This window comes from Pseudescherichia sp. (assembly GCF_031979925.1).
In the GTDB taxonomy this organism is placed as follows: domain Bacteria; phylum Pseudomonadota; class Gammaproteobacteria; order Enterobacterales; family Enterobacteriaceae; genus Pseudescherichia.
On the sequence record NZ_DALZFB010000004.1, the window covers coordinates 248,685 to 269,915 of the forward strand.

The window sequence follows — 21,231 nt, forward strand, 5'->3', positions numbered from 1 at the left end:
GTTCTCACCCATTGCGCCGATAACTCCTAGACGAGTTCCGCCAGGTCACTCACTCTATTACAGGACATCTGACAATGAAGTTGAAGCAGGTTATCCAGCGGCTAAGCATTCCGGAGGCGAGCATTGAAAGCCTGGAAGAGCGGCGCTACTGGCTGCAATGTGAACGTGCCTACACTTACCAGCCCATCTATCGAGTAGATGGCAGCCTGATGGCAATCGAAGTATTAACGATCGTTACGCACCCGGATAATCCATCGCAGCGTATTGCGCCTGACCGCTACTTTGCGGAGGTTGCGGTCCGTCAGCGCCTGGACGTCATGCTGGAGCAGATCAACCTGCTCGCCCAGCAAAACGACTTTTTTGTGCAGAATAACGTGCTGGCGTCAATCAACGTCGATGGCCCAACCCTGCTGTCGATGCGCCAGAATCCACAAATGATGGCGCTGGTTGAGACCCTGCCGTGGCTGCGCTTCGAGCTGGTGGAGCATATCCGTCTGCCGGAGGACTCCTCGTTTGCCTCGATCTGTGAAATTGGTCCGCTGTGGCTGGATGACTTTGGTACCGGCATGGCAAACTTCTCTGCCCTGAGCGAAGTGCGCTACGACTACATCAAAGTAGCCCGCGAGCTGTTCATCATGCTGCGCAAGACGCCGGAAGGGCGTAACCTCTTCACGCTGCTGCTGCAGCTAATGAATCGTTACTGCCAGGGCGTAATTGTCGAAGGTGTGGAGACGCTGGAGGAGTGGCGCGACGTGCAGGCGTCACCGGCTTTTGCCGCACAGGGTTACTTCCTCTCTCGCCCCGTACCGCTGGCAAACCTCGAAAGCGTTATTCTCGCTTTATAACATCAGGTTGCACTCCTTTCCCTCAGGCTCAGCTATCTTTATGACAGGCAAGGCAAGAATGGAAGGATGCAAGCATGACAAGAACAAGCAAGGCAATCATTGCCGTCCTGGGAACGCTTTTGTTGCTGATCGTGGTGGCTATCATCATTATCGCGACCTTTGACTGGAACCGTCTTAAACCGACTATCAATGAGAAGGTCTCCACTGAGCTGAATCGTCCCTTTGCGATACGCGGTGATTTAGGGGTCGTCTGGGAGCGGCAGAAGCAGGAGACCGGCTGGCGTAGCTGGGTGCCATGGCCACACGTGCATGCCGAGGATGTGATCCTTGGCAACCCGCCCGATATCCCTGAGATCACTATGGTGCACCTGCCGCGGGTTGAGGCCACGCTGGCACCGCTGGCGCTGCTGACGAAGACCGTCTACCTGCCGTGGGTGAAGTTTGAGAAGCCGGATGCCCGGCTGATCCGCCTGTCCGAGAAAACCAACAACTGGACCTTCAACCTGGCGGGCAGCGATGAGCCAAAGGATGAGGACGCGCCGCCTTCGGCCTGGTCCTTCCGTCTGGACAATATTCTTTTCGATCAGGGCCGCGTGGCGGTTGATGACAAGGTCAGCAAGGCCGATGTTGAGATCCTGATCGATCCGCTTGGCAAGCCGCTGCCGTTTAGCGAAGTCACGGGTAGCGATAAAGAGAAGAACACCAAAGTAGGCGACTACGTGTTTGGCCTGAAGGCGAAGGGGCGCTACAACGGCCAGCAGGTGACCGGCACGGGTAAAATTGGTGGCATGCTGGCGCTGCGCAGCGAAGGTACGCCGTTCCCGGTACAGGCTGACTTCCGCTCCGGCAATACCCGCGTAGCCTTCTCCGGCACGGTAAGCGACCCGATGAAGATGGGCGGGGTCGATCTTAAACTTAAGTTTGCCGGTAACTCGCTGGGTGAGCTGTACGATCTGACCGGTGTCCTGCTGCCGGATACGCCGCCGTTTGAGACCGACGGTCGGCTGGTAGCGAAAATCGATGCTGAAAAATCCTCCGTCTATGACTACCGCGGCTTCAACGGCCGCATCGGTGACAGTGATATTCATGGCTCTCTGACCTACACCACCGGTAAACCCCGTCCTAAGCTGGAGGGCGATCTCGAGTCGCGCCAGCTGCGTCTGGCGGATTTAGGCCCGCTGATTGGCGTCGACTCCGGGAAGGGGGCAGAGAAGTCGAAGCAGTCTGAGGAGAAGAAGGGCGAGAAGACTAACCAGCCCGCAGGCAAAGTGCTGCCCTACGATCGTTTCGAAACTGACAAGTGGGATACGATGGATGCCGACGTGCGCTTTAAAGGGCGGCGCATTGAGCACGGTAGCTCTTTGCCGATCAGCGACCTCACGACCCATATTATCCTGAAGAACGCCGACCTGCGCCTTCAGCCGCTGAAGTTTGGCCTGGCAGGGGGAACTATCTCCTCCAATATCCACCTTGAAGGGGATAAGAAGCCGATGCAGGGGCGGGCAGATATCCAGGCCCGTCGGCTGAAGCTGAAAGAGCTGATGCCGGACGTGGAGCTGATGCAGAAAACCATTGGTGAGATGAACGGCGATGCGGATTTCCGCGGCACGGGTAACTCTATTGCCGCGCTGCTTGGCACAAGCAACGGTGATCTGAAGCTGCTGATGAACGACGGCGTGGTTAGCCGCAACCTGATGGAGATCCTTGGCCTTAACGTCGGGAACTTTATCGTCGGGCAGATTTTCGGTGACGACGAGGTACGCGTAAACTGCGCCGCCGCTAACCTGAACCTGGTCAACGGCGTGGCGCGTCCACAGATCTTTGCTTTCGATACTGAGAACGCGATCATCAACGTCACCGGGACCGCCAGCTTCGCCTCAGAGCAGCTTGATCTCACCATCAATCCGGAGAGCAAGGGGATCCGTATCGTGACCCTGCGCTCGCCGCTCTACGTGCGTGGCAGCTTCAAGGACCCACAGGCGGGCGTGAAGGCGGGTCCGCTGATTGCCCGCGGTGCGGTGGCGGCAGCGCTGGCGACGCTAGTGACGCCGGCAGCGGCGCTGCTGGCGCTCATCTCCCCGTCGGAAGGCCAGGAGAACCAGTGCCGGAACATCTTGTCGCAGATGAAGAAGTAAGCAGGAGAGCAGGATAGATAAGCCCGGTGGCGTTAGCGCTTACCGGGCTTTTACTATTTTAATTTGATAGCGTGCAGCGGTGGTAAGAACAGTCTCAGTTTCATAATCGCTGGCTTAGTGGATGGCAGCCGTACTGGATTGGTTAACTCTCTAGCTGCTACTCTAATGTGATATTATCTCAACATATCGCTTCACAATGCCGTCACGCCTTAACTTTTTAAACCTTTCTGCAACAACTCTCCTGTTGGCCACTACTTGCACGCAGGCCGACCATACCATCTCGTTTAATACTGGCTCATTTGTCTATCATCTTCTTGGGAATCATGGCCAATACACGGAGAAGTTTGATAATGAATTTTATTCGGTCGAAAAGAGACTTCCTGACCACCCTGACTACAGTCTGCTCGTCGGGACAATGAGAAACAGCTACGGGGATCGTTGCCTCTCTCTGGGCGTCAGAAAAGACTGGGCGGAGAAGGATAACATTGTTTTTAAGGGCATTTACGGTTACACCGGCGAATTCTTTTTTGATGAATTCAGCAAATGCGGCGATGAGGGCATCTATCACTCATTTAAAAATATCACCGGAGTGGGTTTCGCACCCTATATATATCATGCGGTTCAGTATAACTTTACCAACTATTTTGGTGTGGAATCAGGGATCATTTTCCCTTCAGTATTTGTAGTAAGCCTGAACTGGCGGTTCTGAGCGGAACGTATGATGCTACGCCCGGCGGCGCTTACGCTTGCCGGGCCTACGGATCCCACAACCACCTCTGTGCCCGGTAAGCGCTACCGGGCTTTTTTATGCTTACAGGGACTGATTCTTGGTTTCGTGGGTCAGCACCAGGGCAATCAGCGTCAGGGCTGCCATCGCCGCCAGGTAGACGCCCACGTAGAACAGGCCGTAGTTGGCAGTCAGCCAGGCGGCAATATACGGCGCAACCGACGCGCCCAGGATGGACGAGACGTTATAGGAGAACGACGCCCCGGTATAGCGTACTTCAGTCGGGAACAGCTCCGGCAGCAGCGCGCCCATTGGGCCAAAGGTCAACCCCATCAGGCTCAGGCCAATCAGCAGGAAGGCCATCACCAGCGCCTGGCTGCCGGAACCCAGCAGCGGCTGGAAGACAAACAGGGCAAAGATAATGATCAGCGAGGTGATGACGATCATACTCTTGCGTCGACCGTAGGCATCCGCCAGCAGTCCAGCAATCGGCACCATTACGCCAAAGCCAATCACCGCCAGCATCAGCATCCACAGGACTTCATTACGCGGCAACCCAAGGCCAGCTGGCGCGGGAGCCGTGCTGTAGGTCATGGAGTAGACGGTCATAATGTAGAACAGCGTGTAGGTCGCCAGCATAATAAAGGTGCCCAATACGGTTACGCGGACGTGTTTGGTCAGCAGCGTACCCAGCGGGATCTTCACCTGCTTTTTAGCAGCGGCCACTTTGGCGAACACCGGGGACTCATGCAGGGAGACGCGGACGTAGAGGCCAATCAGCACCAGCACGGCGGAGAAGATAAACGGCACACGCCAGCCCCACTCCATAAACTGCTCGTCGGTCAGCAGCCACGACAGCAGCAGGAAGGTGCCGTTAGCGAAGAAGAAGCCGATTGGCGCACCCAGCTGCGGGAAAGAGCCGTAGAGCGCCCGCTTGCGTGCCGGGGCATTCTCGGTCGCCAGCAGCGCTGCGCCGCCCCATTCGCCACCGAGGCCCAAACCCTGACCAAAGCGCGCCAGCGCCAGCAGCAGCGGAGCAAAAATACCGATGGTGGCGTAGCTCGGCAGCAGGCCGATCAGCACCGTAGAGATCCCCATCGTCAGCAGGGATGCCACCAACGTGGCTTTACGCCCGACGCGATCGCCAAAGTGACCAAACACCGCAGAGCCGATCGGACGTGCCACGAAGGCGATAGCAAAGGTCGCCAGCGACTGTAGCGTGGCCGCCGTCGGGTCACCCTGCGGGAAGAAGATATGCGGAAAGACGATGACCGCCGCGGTGGCATAGATATAGAAGTCGAAAAACTCAATCGCCGTACCAATGAGCGAGGCGACGACAACTTTATTACGCGAGTTGACCGGAGGGCTTTCCTGTTCGTGATCGAGCGTTGTGGCTGTAGCTTGCATAGAAATTTCTTATTTTTGGCGAACGAAGGGCCATATTACGCACAGCAAAAGCGACATTTCAATCTGTAACAGAGTGGACAGGCGGTGATAAAAACGGCAAAAAGTGAATAATCTTTATGCCTGAGTTTTGGCATCTATGAAATGCTTCACAGAAATTGAATATCAGCAGATAAAACCAGTTTCTGGTTAAATAAAAGTTACGGACTGGTTTTTAATCCTGAAATGGGGAGTTGGGCTGAAACTTTGCGTTTTGATTCAGCCCAATAGTACGGTTAAAGGGTCTCTTTACCCGGCATTTTTACGTCGTCTTTATACTCTGCGGTAGCGATCCATGCCGCACAGAAGAGCGTCAGGCGGGCGAAGAAGTAGAAGAAGGCCATGATACCGAGCACCGAGCCAAACGCCGCCCCTGACGGAGAGGTTACCAGCGAAGGCAGCGTCCAGGTCATGATGATCTTAATCACCTCAAAGCCGACCGCCGCAATCAGCGTGCCGCGAATCAGGGCCTTCTTGCGTGGACGGTGGCGCGGCAGCCGCCAGAAGATCCAGAAGAAGAGCAGGAAGTTAGCGCAGATGGAGATCGCCAGGCCAATCAGCTGCCAGGCTGGTTTAAGCCACTCTATGTAGTCCAGATAGAGCGCGGAGATAATCATCTGCTGGGCCGCACCGGCGATAGAGGTGATGGAGAGGGTGATCACCAGCGCGATCAGCAGGCCTATCAGCGAAACAAAGTCGCGGAAATATTTTACCCAAATCTTCTCACTGTCCTGGGGCGTACGCTCCCACTCGTCCCGGGACTGGGCGCGGATCGCTTCGCGCAGGTTGCCCATCCAGTTAATTCCTGAGTAGAGCGCGACCGCCAGACCGACAATACCCACGGTAGTACGCTGCTCTACGGCGGTTTTTATGGTATTGCGCAGCGTATCGGCCAGGGTGCGGTCGCTGACGTTGAGTAGGATCTTGTTAAAGATGTCCTGCAGCAGCGTGGGGTGAGAGACCAGCACAAAACCTGCGGCGGCAAATGACACCATCAGGATGGGGATCATCGACAGGAACGAGAAGTAAGTAATGGCCGCGCCAAACTGGTTGCCCATTCGGTCATTGAAGCGTTCGGTAGCGCGGATCAGGTGTGCAACCATCGGGCGGCGCTGGATCTTCTCCGCCGCTTCGGTGACCGTCTCCACTACACCTTCTGCCTTGCCGCTCAGCAGCGGCTCTGACTCAGCCTCAGGCTTGTCGGTGGTATCGACCTTTTTAACAGGTTCGTAGTCCAGGTGCGGGACAGGTCGCTTGGCGCTATTTTCCGGGGTCATCAGTACGGCTTCCTTCTCTGCTTAGCGTGATGTAACGCAAATTATAGACTCTCATCACCTAAGCGGGTGAATCGACGTAATCCTTCATGACGCTCGCCAGCCACTCCATAAACAGGTGTACCCGCCGGGAGAGGTTGCGGCGATGGGGATAGATCAGCGAGACCGGCATCGGCTCGGCGCGGTACTGGGGCAGGATCTCCACCAGTTTGCCCTGGCGCAGGGCGTCACGTACGCCGGTGCGCGGCACCTGGATAATCCCCAGCCCCGCCAGGCACGCTGCATGATAGGTCTCGGTGCTGTTGACCGTCAGGATCCCACCGGTCTTGATCCAGCGCGTGGTGTTGTCCTGGTAAAGCTCAAAGCCCTGCGGCCGCGTGCCAAGGTGGACAGCGTAGTGAACCACCGCGTGAGAGGAGAGATCCTCCAGTGTCTCCGGGTAGCCAAAACGCTCCAGATAGCCGGGGCTGGCACAGTTAATCACCGCCAGCCTGCCCAGCGGGCGGGCAATTAATCCGGAATCCTTCAGCGTGCCGACGCGCACCACACAGTCAAAGCCCTCGCGGATCACATCCACCAGCCGGTCGCTGCTGCTGAGTTCGATTTCAATGCCGGGATACTGCTGCACAAAAGCGGGCAGGCGGGGGATCACCAGATTGCGTGCCACCCCCACCGGCATATCTACCCGCAGCTTGCCGCTGACGCTGGCCGGGTCGTGGATAAACAGGCCGTCCAGCTCGTCAAGGTTAGAGAGCAGATCCTTTGCGCGCTCGTAGTAGACCATGCCGTCCTGGGTGAGCTGCACCCGGCGCGTAGTGCGGTGCAGCAGCTGGGTGCCAAGATGGTTTTCCAGACTTTGGACCTGGCGCGAGACGCTCCCTTTGGGCACGCCAAGGGAGTCGGCGGCGCGGGAAAAGCTTGCCAGCTCCGCGACACGAACGAAAAGCTGCATTGCGTAAATTTTATCCATCCATGCCACCAATTGTTGTTATCAATGAAACAGTGAAGCGCATTCAGCAGACTTTATTGTTTATCTACCACCTAATAAGCTCTTTCTCAATCACCCCACCATCAGAAATGAGGTTTCTTATGACGCATCGTATTGCATTAGTGACCGGCGGCAGCCGTGGATTGGGAAAAAACGCTGCATTGAAGCTGGCAGAGAAGGGCGTGGATATTATCCTGACGTGGAATAGCCAGGAGAAAGATGCGCAGGATGTGGTACGCGAAATTGAGCTTAAAGGCGCGAAGGCCATGGCTTTGCAGCTCAACGTCGGGGATAGCGCCAGCTTCGCCAGCTTCACCCGTCAGGTGCAGGAGCAGCTAAAACAGATTTGGCAGCGCGACACCTTTGATTACTTAATAAACAACGCCGGAATCGGCCTGAACGCCGCCTTTACCGAGACCACCGAGGCGCAGTTTGACCAACTGGTGAACATCCATTTCAAGGGGCCGTTCTTTCTGACCCAGCATCTGCTGCCGCTGATTAAAAACGGCGGGCGGATCCTAAACGTCTCCAGCGGTCTGGCGCGCTTTGCCCTGCCGGGCTATGCAGCCTATGCGGCGATGAAAGGAGCGATGGAGGTCTTAACCCGCTACCAGGCAAAAGAGCTAGGCGCGCGGGGTATCTCGGTAAATATCATTGCGCCGGGGGCCATTGAAACCGATTTTGGCGGCGGGCGGGTACGCGATGATGAACAGCTAAATCAGTTTGTCACCTCGCAAACGGCGCTGGGACGTACCGGCCTGCCGGATGATATCGGCAGCGCAATAGCGGCATTGCTGGGTGATGAGCTGGGGTGGATGAACGCCCAGCGCATTGAGGTCTCGGGGGGAATGTTCTTATAGAGATAAAAACGCCGGGCAGCGCTGGCGCTGGCCCGGCCTACAATGTTACGAGTCCATCACTCTTTTTGGAAGTGGTGCACTTTAATGCGGGGCGGATTCTGTTTCTTATCCAGCGAGCCGCTGATGCCTACCAGGTGATCGGGGCTAACTTCGCGCCCGGCAAAGACCGCCATCGGAATATAGACGTCAATCTCGCCCGTTTTGTCGCGGAAGGTATAGATATCGTTCCCTTTTTTCGCGATCAAATTCCCGCGCAGGGAGACGGTACCGCCATCGTGCAGCTCCATCGCCTGTTTAATGTTCATGGTACGGGCATCTTCAATGCCGCGATAGCCGTCGTCGAGCTTATGTGGCGGCGGCGGTGCTTTATCCGTATTCAGCCCCGGTGAATCTTCGGCCAGTGCCGGAAGGGTGAATAAGGCGGCCACCGTGGCGGCAAGTAACATTTTCTTCATAGATACTCCTTTCGCATGTGCCTCAGATACCTCTCTTCTAAGCCTGGCATAGGAAATTCCGCTGTGGATAAGGAATGCTCTGTTTTATTTCCCCTTCATCTTTTATTAACTGCATCACTGATATTTAATTGAAAGTCGCCTATCATCTAACTAGCTGGAATTTAAGGTAAATTAAGCTGTGTAGACGGCTGGCATTAACTTTCGTTAATTGTGGTTAAGGGAAAATAATGACGTACAGCACATCGCTCAGGATCCGCGAACAATTCGAAATCTGCCTTGGAATTATTCGCCAGGCGTCTATCGAAATTCTCTTACTGCTGGATGTTCGCGTCAGCGAAGGCAAGGATCCGCGCTGGTTCCTCGAGCAGCTAGAGAATGCCCGTCAGGGCCTCGGCGGCTGGGGCGCGGTAGCGCAGCGACTGAAGCTCAACGATGCCGAGCTGACCCAGTTCACCATGCAGCTTCGCCATCTGCAGCAGCTGGTTCCTCAGTACGAAAGCGGCCAGGACGTCAGCGAAAATCAGCTGATCGCTGCGCTGCGCTTTGTCACCGCCCTTGAGCATCTCCGCCTGCAGCAGCCTCTGCTGACCTACCCCACCTCAACGGAGACGGTAAACGGCGAAGCGCAGCTTAAGGGGCTGGCTCAGCTGCGCGCTCTGGAGCAGATGATTAGCGGGCTGGTCTATGCCGCGTGGCCGGACGGCGTGAAGCTGCGTAACCATCTAAAAACCCAGTTCGGTCAGGATCGCGTCCGCAGTTGGCTAAAGCTGGGGGAGCGCAACGACGTGCTCAGCGGAATGCTGTTTAGCGAGCTGGCCGTGATGCTGATAGATAAAAAAGAGTTCTCTCGCCACTACGCCCCACTGTTTAATGACAGCTCGGTACTGACGCTGTTTGCCGACCCGCGCAAGACTCTGCAAACCTTTCTCGACGACATTCGCCAGATCCGCAACACCCTTACCGCACAGCAGCCGCTCTCTGCCATTCAGCTCAATCTGCTGGATACCTACTATCCACAGATCGCCGCCCCGGTTCAACGTGCCTTCAATGAGGGCCGCACCACCATCAACCCGGCCAGCCTGTTAACCACTGACGCGGGCGAGCTGGAGGCATATAAAGCGCGGGTAGTGAAAAAGGCGCGCGCCGGAGGGGACATTTTCGAGGTGCGTGACGACATAGAGCGGCCTGAGCGTCGCGCTGTCCGCACGCCGGAGCAGCGCGTACGCCTGGTCTCCGGTATTCTCTGGGGCGCGGTTGGCGTGATGGTGCTAGTGATAATCGGCGGTGGCATTATGCTGATAAACAGCACCCCGTCCGCACGGGCAGTGAGCGAGCCGCCAGCCCAGGCGCAGGCGCTGACCGATACGGAAAACGAATATGACACGCCTACCTCACGCATGCAGCTGACGCGGATGGGCATTACCTGGGACGAGAGCAACCTTCGCTCGGCAATAGACCGCAACGATACCCGCGTGGCCCAGCTGTTCCTGAAAGGGGGGATGGACTGGAAGCTCTCATGGACTGAGCAGGCGCTGTCGGCGGGCAATGACGAGGTGCTGACTCTGCTGTTGCGCTATCAGCGACAGATGGATGAGCCGCGACCCTGCCGTCGCTTTACAACCACTCTCGGTCACGCCATGTTGAACGGAGAGAAACTCACCGGACAGCGGAAGGATTACCTGCGCGCCTTCTGTACCCGCTCCGCCGTTGTCGAGCGGCAGCGCTACGAAACCGAGCAGGCAAAGATACGTAATAAAACGCAGCCTGATGAGAGTACCCGCCAGTGGCTGGCAATTCAGACTGCGATCTATAACGTTATTCGCTAGGGGGCTATTCGTTGATAAACAGGGGGGCTTACGGCTCCCCGTATAGCCCGATCAGGCGACGTGCTACGCCGTTGCTCCAGCCAAAGCCATCCTGCAACGGGTACTCACCGCCGCCGCCCTCGCGCGGCGTACCGCCCGCGATGTGGTACTTCTCAATCAGCTTGTGGTGCTGCTGATAGAAGCCGTTGACGGTGTTAAGCCAACGGTGGGCGATCTCATCTCCAAGGGCGTCGTTACCGTACAGCTTGAAGCCCTGGATAGCCATCCACTGCAGCGGTGCCCAGCCGTTGGGTTTATCCCACTGCTCGCCGGTTTCATACTCCGTGGCCATCATGCCGCCCGGCGTAAGCAAGCGTTCACGTACCGCCACGGCTATCCGATCGGCCTGCTCATGGGTAACCATCCCCACGTAGAGCGGCACAATACTCGCTGCGGAGAAGAGCGCCTGCTCGCCGCGCCGCCAGTCGTAGTCGCGGTAGCACCCTTTCTCCTCATCCCACAGGTAGCGGTTCACCGCTGCCCGGCGATCGCTGGCGCGCTGGCGGAATATCGCCTCGCCTTCGCGGTCACCCTTCAGCCCGGAGAGGTTAGCGATGGTGCTCTCGAGCTTGAACAGGAAGGCGTTCAGGTCGATAGGAATAAACTGCGTCGTGCGGATGCTGGCCAGACGCTGGGTATCCCGCAGCCAGCGGGAGGAGTAGTCCCAGCCGGACTCTGCCCCGGCGCGCAGGTCACGATAAACCTCGCTCGGCGGACGACCCGAGTGCTTCGCCGTCTCCACGTCCTCAATCCAGGACTCGTCGCGCGGCGTGTCACGGTCGTCCCAGTAGCGGTTGAGCAGGGAGCCATCTGGCATACGCACCGCATGGCGATAGGCCTGGTTGAGGTTCAGCGACTCTGAACCATCCATCCAGAAGGCGTACTCCATCAGCAGGTGCTCATAGTAGCGCCGCGCCCCGCGCACGCCATCCTCTTCAAACAGCTCCACCATCAGCGCGAACACTGGTGGCTGGGAGCGGCTGAGGTAATAGGTACGGTTACCGTTTGGGATATGCCCGTATTTTTCAATCATCCATGCAAAGTTATCTGCCATACACTTCAGCAGATCGTTACGGCCGCTCTCGGCCAGCCCCAGCATGGTGAAGTAGGAGTCCCAGTAGTAGGTTTCGCTAAAGCGTCCGCCGGGCACGATATAAGCCTGCGGCAGGGCCAGCAGCGACGACCAGGGGATGTGATCCTGCGGCTCGCGGGTCAGCACCGGCCACAGCTGGTCGATATGCTCCTTCAGCGAGTTTTCTGGGTTAGAGACATACTGGCTATCTATCTGCACCGGCAACCAGAAGTGTCTTGAGACAAACAGGCGCAGGTCAAAGTCAGGTCTGCGCTTGATACGACGATAGCGGATAAGGATATCGAGCGGATCCATTCTCGGCGCACAGTCAGGGAAGGTTTTGCTGTCGGCAAAGAGGCCTGACGACTGTACCTGCTCGAATAGTTCCAGATAACGATCGGCAGGTGTCAGCGCGTCAGACGCGGGCAACCCCTCGATCATCTCCGGTTCCGGTTCCGCCTCGATCATTTCATCCAGTTTTAATTCGCAAGGATCGGTCTCGTAGCGGATCTTCTCCTCGATCTCGAATTCGACAGAATCAGCAAGCTGTAGTTTCTGGTTGAACATATAGTGGCGACCTCCGGATGGCGTCGTAAAAAGATCGGGTTTTTCCCGGTTGTTATTTAAGTCTAAAGTTTAGTCATTTGATAAGAGTATTGAAGTACAAAGTGTGCGCAAGATCACAATTACAGAGGCTGATTTGTAAAGAGATATGCGATAACTCTTTGTTTTTAATTAAAAAATATTGACATTGCAGCCTGACTAAACAGACTGCATTTTCAGAGCATTCAAGATAACGTTTAGCCGCTAAACGGTTTTACCACCGCTAAAGCCACAACGACGATAACGGCCACGACGGTGAGCCAGGCAGCGTTACGTGCCAGCAGGGACACGGTAGAGGTTTCGCCGGTTGCCAGTCTGCGCAGTGACCCTGACAGAATGCCGTGCACTGCCGAGAGGAACACCAGCACCGCCAGCTTGATGCCCAGCCACAGCGGCAGCAGCCAGTCGCCTTTTAACATCAGAGCAATACCAAAGGCCCACAGCAGGATCATTGCCGGTGAAGTGACGAACCGGTTCCAGCGGCGAGCATACTCTAACAGAGGATCGCTAGCCCCTTTTGCTACCGCGCTGCGGCTCTGGGACCAGGCCACAACGATCGCTGCCATCATAAAGATGCCGCCCAGCCAAATCACGCCCGCCATAATGTGTAGAGCGTTTAACCAACGATAGTCCATCTATTTTCCTCTGAGCCGTAACCCTATTGTTGTAATTGAGATCATACTCTGGGCGTTTAGAGCAAGAAAGAGGTTTCAGCAGCTTACGCACTGAAACAGAGTAGGCCGGGTAAGGCTTTAGCCGCCACCCGGCAATACGAACGAGGCCTGATAGCATTGCGCTTATCAGGCCTACGATCTCTACCCTTTAAAACAATTAACGCATCGTCACAAACTCTTCTGCCGCCGTAGGGTGGATCGCCACGGTGTTATCAAAGTCTTTTTTCGTTGCGCCCATCTTCAGCGCGACGGCGAAGCCCTGCAGGATCTCATCCATGCCCTGGCCGATACCGTGAATGCCGACGATTTTCTCTTCCGGGCCAACGCAGACCAGCTTCATGCGGCACGCCTGACGGTGCAGGGTGACGGCGGTATACATGGCGGTAAATGAGGAGGTGTAGACCTTCACCTGGTCATCGCCGTACTGCTCTCGTGCCTGCGGCTCGGTCAGACCGACGGTGCCGATAGGCGGGTGGCTAAAGACCACTGTGGGGATGTTGCTGTAGTCCAGATGCTCGTCCGGCTTGTTGTTGAACAGGCGCTCTGAAAGACGACGGCCCGCCGCCACCGCAACCGGGGTCAGCTCAACCGCACCTGTGTTATCACCTACCGCATAAATTCCTGGAACGTTGGTGTTCTGGAACTTATCAACGATGATGTGACCCTTTTCGTTGGTTTTCACCCCGGTGACATCCAGATTAAAGGTGTCGTTAGCCGGTTCGCGGCCAATCGCCCAGATCAGGCAATCCACGGTCTCGCTACGGCCATCCTCCAGCTCCAGGGTCAGACTGCCATCGCTGTTTTTCACTACGGCTTTCGGCGTGGCGTTAGTATGCAGCGACGGACCGTCGGCCATGATTGTCTCAACCAGGGTCTCGACGATCAGCGGATCGAAGTTGCGCAGCGGGGCATGCTTACGCACAAACAGGTGCGTCTCCGCGCCCAGTCCATGCAGCACGCCTGCCAGCTCAACGGCGATATAGCCCGCGCCAACAACCGCAACGCGTTTCGGCAGGGCGGTAAGCTCAAAGAAGCCGTCGGAGTCGATGCCGTGCTCAACGCCAGGAATATCCGGGTAGCTCGGACGCCCGCCGGTGGCGATCAGGATATGGTCGGCGGTGATGGTCTCGCCGTTGACCTCAACGGTTTTGGCATCGACAAAGCGGGCAAAACCGCGGATCACGTCCACGTTATTTTTACCCAGCACGTTCTCATAGGAGCTGTGAATGCGGTCAATATAGGCCGTGCGGCTGGCAACCAGGCGCTGCCAGTCGAAGTTGTTGATGGTGGCGTCAAAGCCGTAGTCCGGGCCGTAGAGGTTTACCGCTTCGGCAATCTGCGAGGCATGCCACATCACTTTTTTCGGCACGCAGCCTACGTTCACGCAGGTTCCGCCCAGCTCTTTCGCTTCGATCAGAGCGCATTTCTGGCCGTACATGGCCGCACGATTAATAGACGCAATACCGCCGCTTCCGCCGCCAATGGCGATGTAGTCGTAGTGCTTAGTCATAACGTTTCCTTAGTGAATTTTTTGTGAGTGTAACGCGATGCCCCGAAGGTTCCACCGATGACTGTGATTACTCTGGTACGACCCAGTTTACCAGCGTATGGCCAGTGCCGGCCGGAACCAGCTTGCTGTGCAGCCACGGCAGAACGCTCTTCATCTGCTGCTCCAGCTTCCATGGTGGGTTGATGACAATCATGCCGGAGGCGGTCATGCCGCGCTGGTCACTGTCCGGACGCACCGCCAGTTCAATCTGCAAAATACGGCGGATGCCGGTGGCTTCCAGCTCTTTTAACATGCGTTTGATCTGCGCGCGCATCACCACCGGATACCACAGCGCATAGGTGCCGGTTGCAAAGCGCTTATAACCTTCGCTGATGCCCTGAACCACCGCCTGGTAGTCGCTTTTGATCTCGTAAGGCGGGTCAATCAGGATCAGACCGCGGCGTGACACCGGCGGCAGCTTGGATTTCAGCTGCTGGTAACCATCGGCGCGCTCGACGCGAGTGCGGTCATCTTTCTGGAACTCTGAGCGCAGCAGCGGAAAATCGCTTGGGTGCAGCTCGGTAAGCTGCAGGCTGTCCTGCTCGCGCAGTAGCTGGCGGGCGATCAGCGGCGAGCCAGGGTAGTAGCGCAGCTGGCCGCTACGGTTGAAGTGTTTAACGACGCTGATGTACGGCTCCAGCTCGGCAGGCAGATCGTCCTGCTGCCAGATGCGGGCGATGCCTTCCAGGTACTCACCGGTGCGCTCGGCATGCTCGCTGCTCAGCTGATAACGGCCCGCGCCTGCGTGGGTATCCAGATAGAGAAAGGGTTTCTCCTTCTCTTTCAGCGATTCAATAATCAGGCTCTGAACGGTGTGTTTTAAAACGTCGGCATGGTTGCCGGCGTGGAAGCTGTGGCGATAACTGAGCATGGAAGGAACAATCCTGGGAAGTAAAAACAGATAGCCGATAGTTTACCGCAGATTGCGGCAAATTACCGCAGCGACGCTGTTGCCAGGGCGCAAAAGCGCAACCTACAGCATTGAAATTAACTACACTAAACCCCATGCTAGACCTTACAGGAACGAGCGCCGCCCGAGCGCTTGCGATTATTTTTACAGGACAGCGCTTATGACCAATCCATTACTGACGCCCTTCGAATTGCCGCCGTTTTCCCAGATTAAACCTGAGCATGTGGTTCCCGCCGTGACGAAAGCGCTCGAGGATTGCCGCGAAGCGGTAGAGCGCGTGGTGGCCCAGGGCGCACCCTATACATGGGACAATCTCTGCCAGCCGCTGGCGGAGGTGGACGATCGCCTCGGCCGCATCTTCTCCCCAATCAGCCACCTGAACTCGGTGCAGAATAGCCCGGAGCTGCGTGAAGCCTACGAGCAGACGCTGCCGCTGCTCTCTGAATACAGCACCTGGGTCGGCCAGCACGAGGGGCTTTATCAGGCCTGGCGCAATCTGCGCGAAGGCGAAGCCTATACCGTGCTGGATCTGGCGCAGATGAAAGCCGTGGATAACGCCCTGCGTGACTTTGAGCTGTCCGGCATCGGCCTGCCGAAAGAGAAGCAGAAACGCTACGGCGAAATCGCTGCCCGTCTTTCGGAACTGGGTTCGACCTACAGCAACAACGTGCTCGACGCCACCATGGGCTGGAGCAAACTGATTACCGATGAGTCGGAGCTGTCCGGCATGCCAGAGAGCGCGCTGGCGCAGGCCCAGGCCCAGGCGCAGGCCAAAGAGCAAGAGGGCTGGTTGCTGACTCTCGACATCCCGAGCTATCTGCCGGTGATGACCTATTGTGATAACCAGGCCCTGCGCGAAGAGCTTTACCGCGCCTACAGCACCCGCGCCTCCGATCAGGGGCCGAACGCCGGCAAATGGGACAACAGCCCGGTGATGGCAGAGATCCTTGCCCTGCGTCATGAGCTGGCGCAGCTGCTGGGCTTCGACAACTATGCCCACAAATCCCTCGCCACCAAAATGGCCGAGCATCCGCAGCAGGTGCTGGATTTCCTGATGGATCTGGCAAAACGCGCCCGCCCACAGGGTGAGAAAGAGCTGGAGCAGCTCCGCGCTTTTGCCCGCACCGAGTTTGGCGTGGAAGAGCTGCAGCCGTGGGATATCGCCTACTACAGTGAAAAACAGAAGCAGCATCTCTACAGCATCAGCGATGAGCAGCTGCGCCCCTATTTCCCGGAGAACAAAGCCGTTAACGGCCTGTTCGAAGTGGTTAAGCGCATCTACGGTATCACGGCCAAAGAGCGCAAGGATATCGACGTCTGGCATCCGGACGTACGCTTCTTCGAGCTGTATGACGAAAGCAACGAACTGCGCGGCAGCTTCTACCTCGATCTCTACGCCCGTGAAAACAAACGCGGCGGGGCGTGGATGGACGACTGCGTCGGGCAGATGCTGAGAGCTGACGGCTCGCTGCAGAAGCCGGTGGCTTATCTGACCTGTAACTTCAACCGTCCGGTGAGCGGCAAACCGGCGCTGTTCACGCACGATGAAGTGATCACCCTGTTCCACGAGTTCGGTCACGGTCTGCACCATATGCTGACCCGTATCGAAGCGGCGGGCGTGGCGGGTATCAGCGGCGTGCCGTGGGATGCGGTCGAGCTGCCGAGCCAGTTTATGGAAAACTGGTGCTGGGAGCCGGACGCGCTGGCGTTTATCTCTGGTCACTACGAGACCGGCGAGCCGCTGCCGAAAACTCTGCTGGATAAGATGCTGGCGGCGAAGAACTACCAGGCGGCACTGTTTATCCTGCGCCAGCTGGAGTTTGGCCTGTTCGATTTCCGTCTGCACGCGGAGTTCAGCCCGGAGCAGGGGGCGAAAATCCTCGAAACCCTGGCCGAAATCAAAACGCAGGTGGCGGTCATTCCAGGTCCAAACTGGGGACGCTTCCCGCACGCCTTCAGCCATATCTTTGCTGGCGGCTATGCGGCAGGCTACTACAGCTACCTGTGGGCCGACGTGCTGGCGGCGGATGCCTACTCCCGCTTCGAAGAAGAGGGGATCTTCAACCGCGAAACCGGGCAGTCTTTCCTCGACCATATTCTGACCCGTGGTGGTTCCGAGGAGCCGATGGAGCTGTTCAAACGCTTCCGTGGCCGTGAGCCGCAGCTGGACGCGATGCTGGCGCACTACGGCATCAAAGGCTAAGCACGGCGTGAAAATCTGCTTACTTGATGAAACAGGCACCGGAGACGGTGCCTTATCGCTTCTTGCGTCCCGCTTTGGCTTGCAGCATGACGACGATAACCCGATGGCGCTGGCGCTGACGACGGAGCACCTTGAGCTGCGTAAGCGCGACGAGCCGAAGCTTGGTGGGATCTTCGTTGATTTTGTCTCTGGCGCAATGGCGCACCGGCGCAAGTTTGGCGGTGGTCGCGGCGAAGCGGTGGCAAAGGCGGTCGGGGTAAAGGGCAGCTATCTGCCGGACGTGGTGGATGCCACCGCAGGATTAGGCCGGGATGCCTTTGTGCTGGCCTCCATTGGCTGTCGGGTACGGATGCTGGAGCGCAACCCGGTGGTGGCGGCGCTGCTGGAGGATGGCCTGACGCGCGGCTATGCCGACGCAGAGATCGGCTCCTGGCTGCGGGAGCGTCTGCAATTAATTCATGCCTCAAGCCTGACCTCGCTGACGGATATCACCCCGCGACCGCAGGTGGTCTATCTCGATCCGATGTTTCCGCACAAGCAGAAGAGTGCGCTGGTGAAAAAGGAGATGCGGGTCTTTCAGTCGCTGGTAGGGCCGGATCTGGATGCCGATGGCCTGCTGATGCCTGCCCGCGCGCTGGCAACGAAGCGCGTAGTGGTGAAACGCCCCGATTACGCCCCGCCGCTGGCAGACGTTGCCACGCAGAATGCAGTGGTGACCAAAGGTCACCGGTTTGATATCTACTCCGGCACGCCGGAGTAGCCATTGCCCGGTGGCGCTGATGCCTGCCGGGCACTATTTACTTACTCGTCGTCTTCGTCACGCAGCGGAACAATCAGCATATCAACGTGCACGGTGTTGATCAGCTGGCGCGCAGAGGACATCAGCTTGCTCCAGAAATCCTGATGATGGCCGCAGACCACCAGGTCCATATCGTATTTCTTAATGGCATCAACCAGCACCTGTCCCAGATCGCCGCTGCCGCTCAGGGTTTCGGTAATCGGATAGCCCGCGTTAGTCGAGAGCTCCGCCAGCGCGTTGTGGGTCTCTTCAGAGATGCGCTTCTGCATATCGCCCAGGTTAACGTCGATCAGTCCGGTATAGAGGTCGGAGTAATTTACATCGACATGAATCAGGGAGATTTTTGCATTGTAGGGGCGTGCCATAGATACGGCTTTGTCTACCAGTACCTTGCTCTCAGGAGAGAGATCGACCGCGATAAGGATATGTTTGTAAGCCATGATGTTACTCCTTCCATAAGTTGTCGATGACCGTTGGGTATATAGCCGCTGCTTTCGCGCTGCGGTCAGTCCCGCGTCCTGCGTGCCACTGCGCGGGGGATGCCCGGCCTTAAAGATCTAATTGTAGAAGATATTTCTACCTTATAACGCTCTAAACCCGTCGTCAATTGTCCTGGGTCACGGTTTAGATCATCAAAAAATGTCGGTTACGACATTGATATAGATCGATGATGTGGCGAAATAATTAACAGATCTCCTACACTATTAAATAAGCCGCTCGGATGTAGAATTGTGATCCACGTCGGCTTCTGGTACACACTTCAAAGAACTCATTGGCCGGAAATCGGGGAGCGTCAGCCCTGGAGTCTATCTCCGTGGGTGGTCGCCGGGGAGGGGGTATGGTCAGCACTGTCGCGCTGTTTTGGGCTTTGTGTATCGTTTGTGTGGTTAACATGGCGCGTTACTTCTCATCGCTACGCGCACTGTTGGTTGTCCTTCGTGGTTGCGATCCGTTGCTCTATCAATATGTGGATGGCGGTGGTTTTTTTACCTCGCACGGCCAGCCGAGTAAGCAGATGCGCCTGGTGTGGTATATCTACGCCCAACGCTATCGCGATCATCATGACGATGAGTTTATTCGTCGCTGTGAACGGGTCCGTCGCCATTTTGTTTTAACCAGCGCCCTCTGCGGCCTGGTGGTGGTCAGCCTGATCGCCCTGATGATTTGGCACTGACGTTTAAGAGATATAAAAAAGCGGGCCCATTGGGACCCGCTTTTTTGTTTTCGCCCGGCGTTATGCAGCCACTTAAATCAGGTGCAGTGCCACCCAATACAGCGCCCCGGAGAGGAAAATCGCTGCCGGCAGGGTCAGTACCCAGGCCATCAGGATGTTAGTTACGGTTTTACGCTGCAAACCGCCGCCGTCCACAATCATCGTTCCCGCTACCGAAGAGGAGAGAACGTGGGTGGTGGATACCGGCATCCCGGTATAGCTCGCCAGGCCGATAGAGACGGCAGAAGTAAGCTGGGCCGACATGCCTTGTGCGTAGGTCATCCCCTTCTTACCGATCTTCTCGCCGATGGTAGTGGCGACACGACGCCAGCCAATCATCGTACCCAGTCCCAGCGCCAGCGCGACGGCCATAATGATCCACACCGGTGCGTACTCAATGGTGCTCAGCATATCGCCTTTCAGGTTCTTCAGCAGGCGCTTATCGTCAGCGCTCACTTCCGGCTGCTTGGCGACCTTATCGGTGATATCAGAGATGCAAAGCATAATGCGGCGCAGCTGGCTGCGCTGCTCAACTGGCAACGCTTCGTAGCTTTCAACGTTGGTCAGCATCGCTTTTGCACGATCCAGCGCGACAACGGCGCGGCCGGCATGGCAGTGAAACTCGCCGTTAGGACCCACGGTCTGCTCAGGCGTTGGGATCACCGGCTCAGCTCCGGTTGCCTTCAGCAGCAGATCGGGGTGCTGCTGGAACCAGACCTCAACGTTATTGACCGCGTCGCGGGTACGGGTGATGTCGTAGCCGGAGGCATTCATGTTAACCACGAAGCCTGCCGGAGCCACGCCAATCAGCACCAGCATAATCAGGCCGATGCCTTTCTGGCCGTCGTTGGCACCGTGAGAGAATGCCACGCCGATAGCCGAGAGGATCAGGGCGATACGCGTCCAGAACGGCGGTTTTTTCTTGCCATCCTGCTTTTCACGCTCGGCTGGGGTGAGGTGAATACGGGCGCGTTTTTTGGTGTTGCTCCAGTAGCGACGGAGGATAAATACCAGGCCGCCCGCAAAGACCAGGCCGACAATCGGGGAGAGGATCAGCGAAGCGAAGATGTTGATCACCTTCGGCACGTTCAGCGCATCCACCAGCGAGGTACCGGTCATCAGCGCGTTGGTTAAACCAATCCCGATAATGGCACCGATCAGCGTGTGTGAACTGGAGGCCGGAAGCCCAAAGTACCAGGTACCCAGGTTCCAGATAATCGCGGCCAGCAGCATGGAGAAGACCATGGCAAGGCCGTGTGCAGAGCCAACGTTCAACAGCAGATCTGTCGGTAGCATATGCACGATGGCATAGGCTACGCTCAGGCCGCCAAGCAGAACGCCGAAGAAGTTAAAGAGGGCCGCCATGACGACCGCAATCTGCGAACGTAATGCGCGAGTATAGATCACGGTTGCCACTGCGTTCGCCGTATCGTGGAAGCCGTTAATCGCTTCGTAGAACAGCACAAAACCCAGAGCAAGAAGTAATAACAACCCGGTATGAAGATCCAGGCCAGCAAACAAATGTAACATAGGACGTTACGCCATTTTTGAGGTCATGAACGCCGCGCATTATCATGGACATTCGCGGCCGGGGCAAAGTGAAATATAGCTTTTTT

The 21,231-nt window shown here is 56.9% G+C and carries 18 protein-coding genes; 8 read left to right on the plus strand and 10 right to left on the minus strand.

Features of this window, described 5'->3' with window-relative positions:
• Nucleotides 1-74: 74 nt before the first annotated feature.
• The 3 genes from pdeH to RTM13_RS09475 all read left to right on the plus strand — a co-directional run bounded on the left by pdeH (nucleotide 75) and on the right by RTM13_RS09475 (nucleotide 3,689).
• Nucleotides 75-845, plus strand: coding sequence for a cyclic-guanylate-specific phosphodiesterase (pdeH, locus tag RTM13_RS09465; protein ID WP_312211798.1), 771 nt, complete (start codon nucleotides 75-77; stop codon nucleotides 843-845).
• A gap of 74 nt (nucleotides 846-919) precedes the next feature.
• On the plus strand, nucleotides 920-2,980 hold the full coding sequence (locus RTM13_RS09470; RefSeq protein WP_312211799.1) for an AsmA family protein: 2,061 nt from the start codon (nucleotides 920-922) through the stop codon (nucleotides 2,978-2,980).
• A gap of 196 nt (nucleotides 2,981-3,176) precedes the next feature.
• Nucleotides 3,177-3,689: a hypothetical protein gene (locus tag RTM13_RS09475; RefSeq protein ID WP_312211800.1), complete on the plus strand. Its 513-nt coding sequence runs from the start codon at nucleotides 3,177-3,179 to the stop codon at nucleotides 3,687-3,689.
• 102 nt (nucleotides 3,690-3,791) lie between these two features.
• On the opposite strand, the gene RTM13_RS09480 is transcribed toward RTM13_RS09475, so the two are convergent.
• The 3 genes from RTM13_RS09480 to RTM13_RS09490 all read right to left on the minus strand — a co-directional run bounded on the left by RTM13_RS09480 (nucleotide 3,792) and on the right by RTM13_RS09490 (nucleotide 7,394).
• On the minus strand, nucleotides 3,792-5,114 hold the full coding sequence (locus RTM13_RS09480; RefSeq protein ID WP_312211801.1) for an MFS transporter: 1,323 nt from the start codon (nucleotides 5,112-5,114) through the stop codon (nucleotides 3,792-3,794).
• Nucleotides 5,115-5,386: 272 nt separating this feature from the next.
• Nucleotides 5,387-6,427, minus strand: coding sequence for an inner membrane protein YhjD (yhjD, locus tag RTM13_RS09485; RefSeq protein ID WP_312211802.1), 1,041 nt, complete (start codon nucleotides 6,425-6,427; stop codon nucleotides 5,387-5,389).
• Nucleotides 6,428-6,485: 58 nt separating this feature from the next.
• The gene (locus RTM13_RS09490; protein WP_312211803.1) at nucleotides 6,486-7,394 is read right to left on the minus strand and encodes a LysR family transcriptional regulator; all 909 of its coding nucleotides are present in this window, start codon (nucleotides 7,392-7,394) and stop codon (nucleotides 6,486-6,488) included.
• A 119-nt stretch (nucleotides 7,395-7,513) separates the two neighbouring features.
• Between RTM13_RS09490 and RTM13_RS09495 the strand changes: the two genes are divergently transcribed.
• A complete protein-coding gene (locus RTM13_RS09495) occupies nucleotides 7,514-8,272 on the plus strand; it encodes an SDR family oxidoreductase (protein ID WP_312211804.1) in 759 nt (252 codons plus the stop codon).
• Between the two features lie 56 nt (nucleotides 8,273-8,328).
• On the opposite strand, the gene RTM13_RS09500 is transcribed toward RTM13_RS09495, so the two are convergent.
• Complete coding sequence (locus RTM13_RS09500) at nucleotides 8,329-8,727, minus strand: YdeI family stress tolerance OB fold protein (protein WP_312211805.1); 399 nt, start codon at nucleotides 8,725-8,727, stop codon at nucleotides 8,329-8,331.
• 227 nt (nucleotides 8,728-8,954) lie between these two features.
• On the opposite strand from RTM13_RS09500, the gene RTM13_RS09505 reads away from it, so the two are divergent.
• Nucleotides 8,955-10,553 (plus strand): STY4199 family HEPN domain-containing protein, encoded by a 1,599-nt coding sequence (locus RTM13_RS09505; RefSeq protein WP_312211806.1) that lies wholly within the window; start codon nucleotides 8,955-8,957, stop codon nucleotides 10,551-10,553.
• 28 nt (nucleotides 10,554-10,581) lie between these two features.
• Here the strand turns inward: RTM13_RS09505 and RTM13_RS09510 are convergent, their stop codons facing one another.
• The 4 genes from RTM13_RS09510 to RTM13_RS09525 form a co-directional block, all read right to left on the minus strand.
• Complete coding sequence (locus RTM13_RS09510; RefSeq protein WP_312211807.1) at nucleotides 10,582-12,231, minus strand: alpha,alpha-trehalase; 1,650 nt, start codon at nucleotides 12,229-12,231, stop codon at nucleotides 10,582-10,584.
• A gap of 233 nt (nucleotides 12,232-12,464) precedes the next feature.
• Complete coding sequence (locus RTM13_RS09515) at nucleotides 12,465-12,902, minus strand: CopD family protein (protein WP_312211808.1); 438 nt, start codon at nucleotides 12,900-12,902, stop codon at nucleotides 12,465-12,467.
• A 196-nt stretch (nucleotides 12,903-13,098) separates the two neighbouring features.
• Nucleotides 13,099-14,451: a glutathione-disulfide reductase gene (gene gorA, locus RTM13_RS09520; RefSeq protein ID WP_312211809.1), complete on the minus strand. Its 1,353-nt coding sequence runs from the start codon at nucleotides 14,449-14,451 to the stop codon at nucleotides 13,099-13,101.
• 67 nt (nucleotides 14,452-14,518) lie between these two features.
• Nucleotides 14,519-15,361: a 23S rRNA (adenine(2030)-N(6))-methyltransferase RlmJ gene (locus RTM13_RS09525; protein WP_312211810.1), complete on the minus strand. Its 843-nt coding sequence runs from the start codon at nucleotides 15,359-15,361 to the stop codon at nucleotides 14,519-14,521.
• A gap of 199 nt (nucleotides 15,362-15,560) precedes the next feature.
• On the opposite strand from RTM13_RS09525, the gene prlC reads away from it, so the two are divergent.
• Together prlC and rsmJ are read left to right on the plus strand one after the other, a co-directional pair.
• Entirely contained in the window at nucleotides 15,561-17,603 is a 2,043-nt protein-coding gene (gene prlC / locus RTM13_RS09530) for an oligopeptidase A (protein WP_312211811.1), read from the plus strand.
• A 7-nt stretch (nucleotides 17,604-17,610) separates the two neighbouring features.
• The gene (gene rsmJ / locus RTM13_RS09535) at nucleotides 17,611-18,363 is read left to right on the plus strand and encodes a 16S rRNA (guanine(1516)-N(2))-methyltransferase RsmJ (RefSeq protein WP_312211812.1); all 753 of its coding nucleotides are present in this window, start codon (nucleotides 17,611-17,613) and stop codon (nucleotides 18,361-18,363) included.
• A 41-nt stretch (nucleotides 18,364-18,404) separates the two neighbouring features.
• Here the strand turns inward: rsmJ and uspA are convergent, their stop codons facing one another.
• Complete coding sequence (gene uspA, locus RTM13_RS09540) at nucleotides 18,405-18,842, minus strand: universal stress protein UspA (RefSeq protein ID WP_103820396.1); 438 nt, start codon at nucleotides 18,840-18,842, stop codon at nucleotides 18,405-18,407.
• A gap of 398 nt (nucleotides 18,843-19,240) precedes the next feature.
• Between uspA and uspB the strand changes: the two genes are divergently transcribed.
• Nucleotides 19,241-19,576: a universal stress protein UspB gene (gene uspB / locus RTM13_RS09545; RefSeq protein WP_042394150.1), complete on the plus strand. Its 336-nt coding sequence runs from the start codon at nucleotides 19,241-19,243 to the stop codon at nucleotides 19,574-19,576.
• 72 nt (nucleotides 19,577-19,648) lie between these two features.
• Here the strand turns inward: uspB and pitA are convergent, their stop codons facing one another.
• Nucleotides 19,649-21,145, minus strand: coding sequence for an inorganic phosphate transporter PitA (gene pitA / locus RTM13_RS09550; protein ID WP_312211813.1), 1,497 nt, complete (start codon nucleotides 21,143-21,145; stop codon nucleotides 19,649-19,651).
• Between the last annotated feature and the right edge of the window lie 86 nt (nucleotides 21,146-21,231).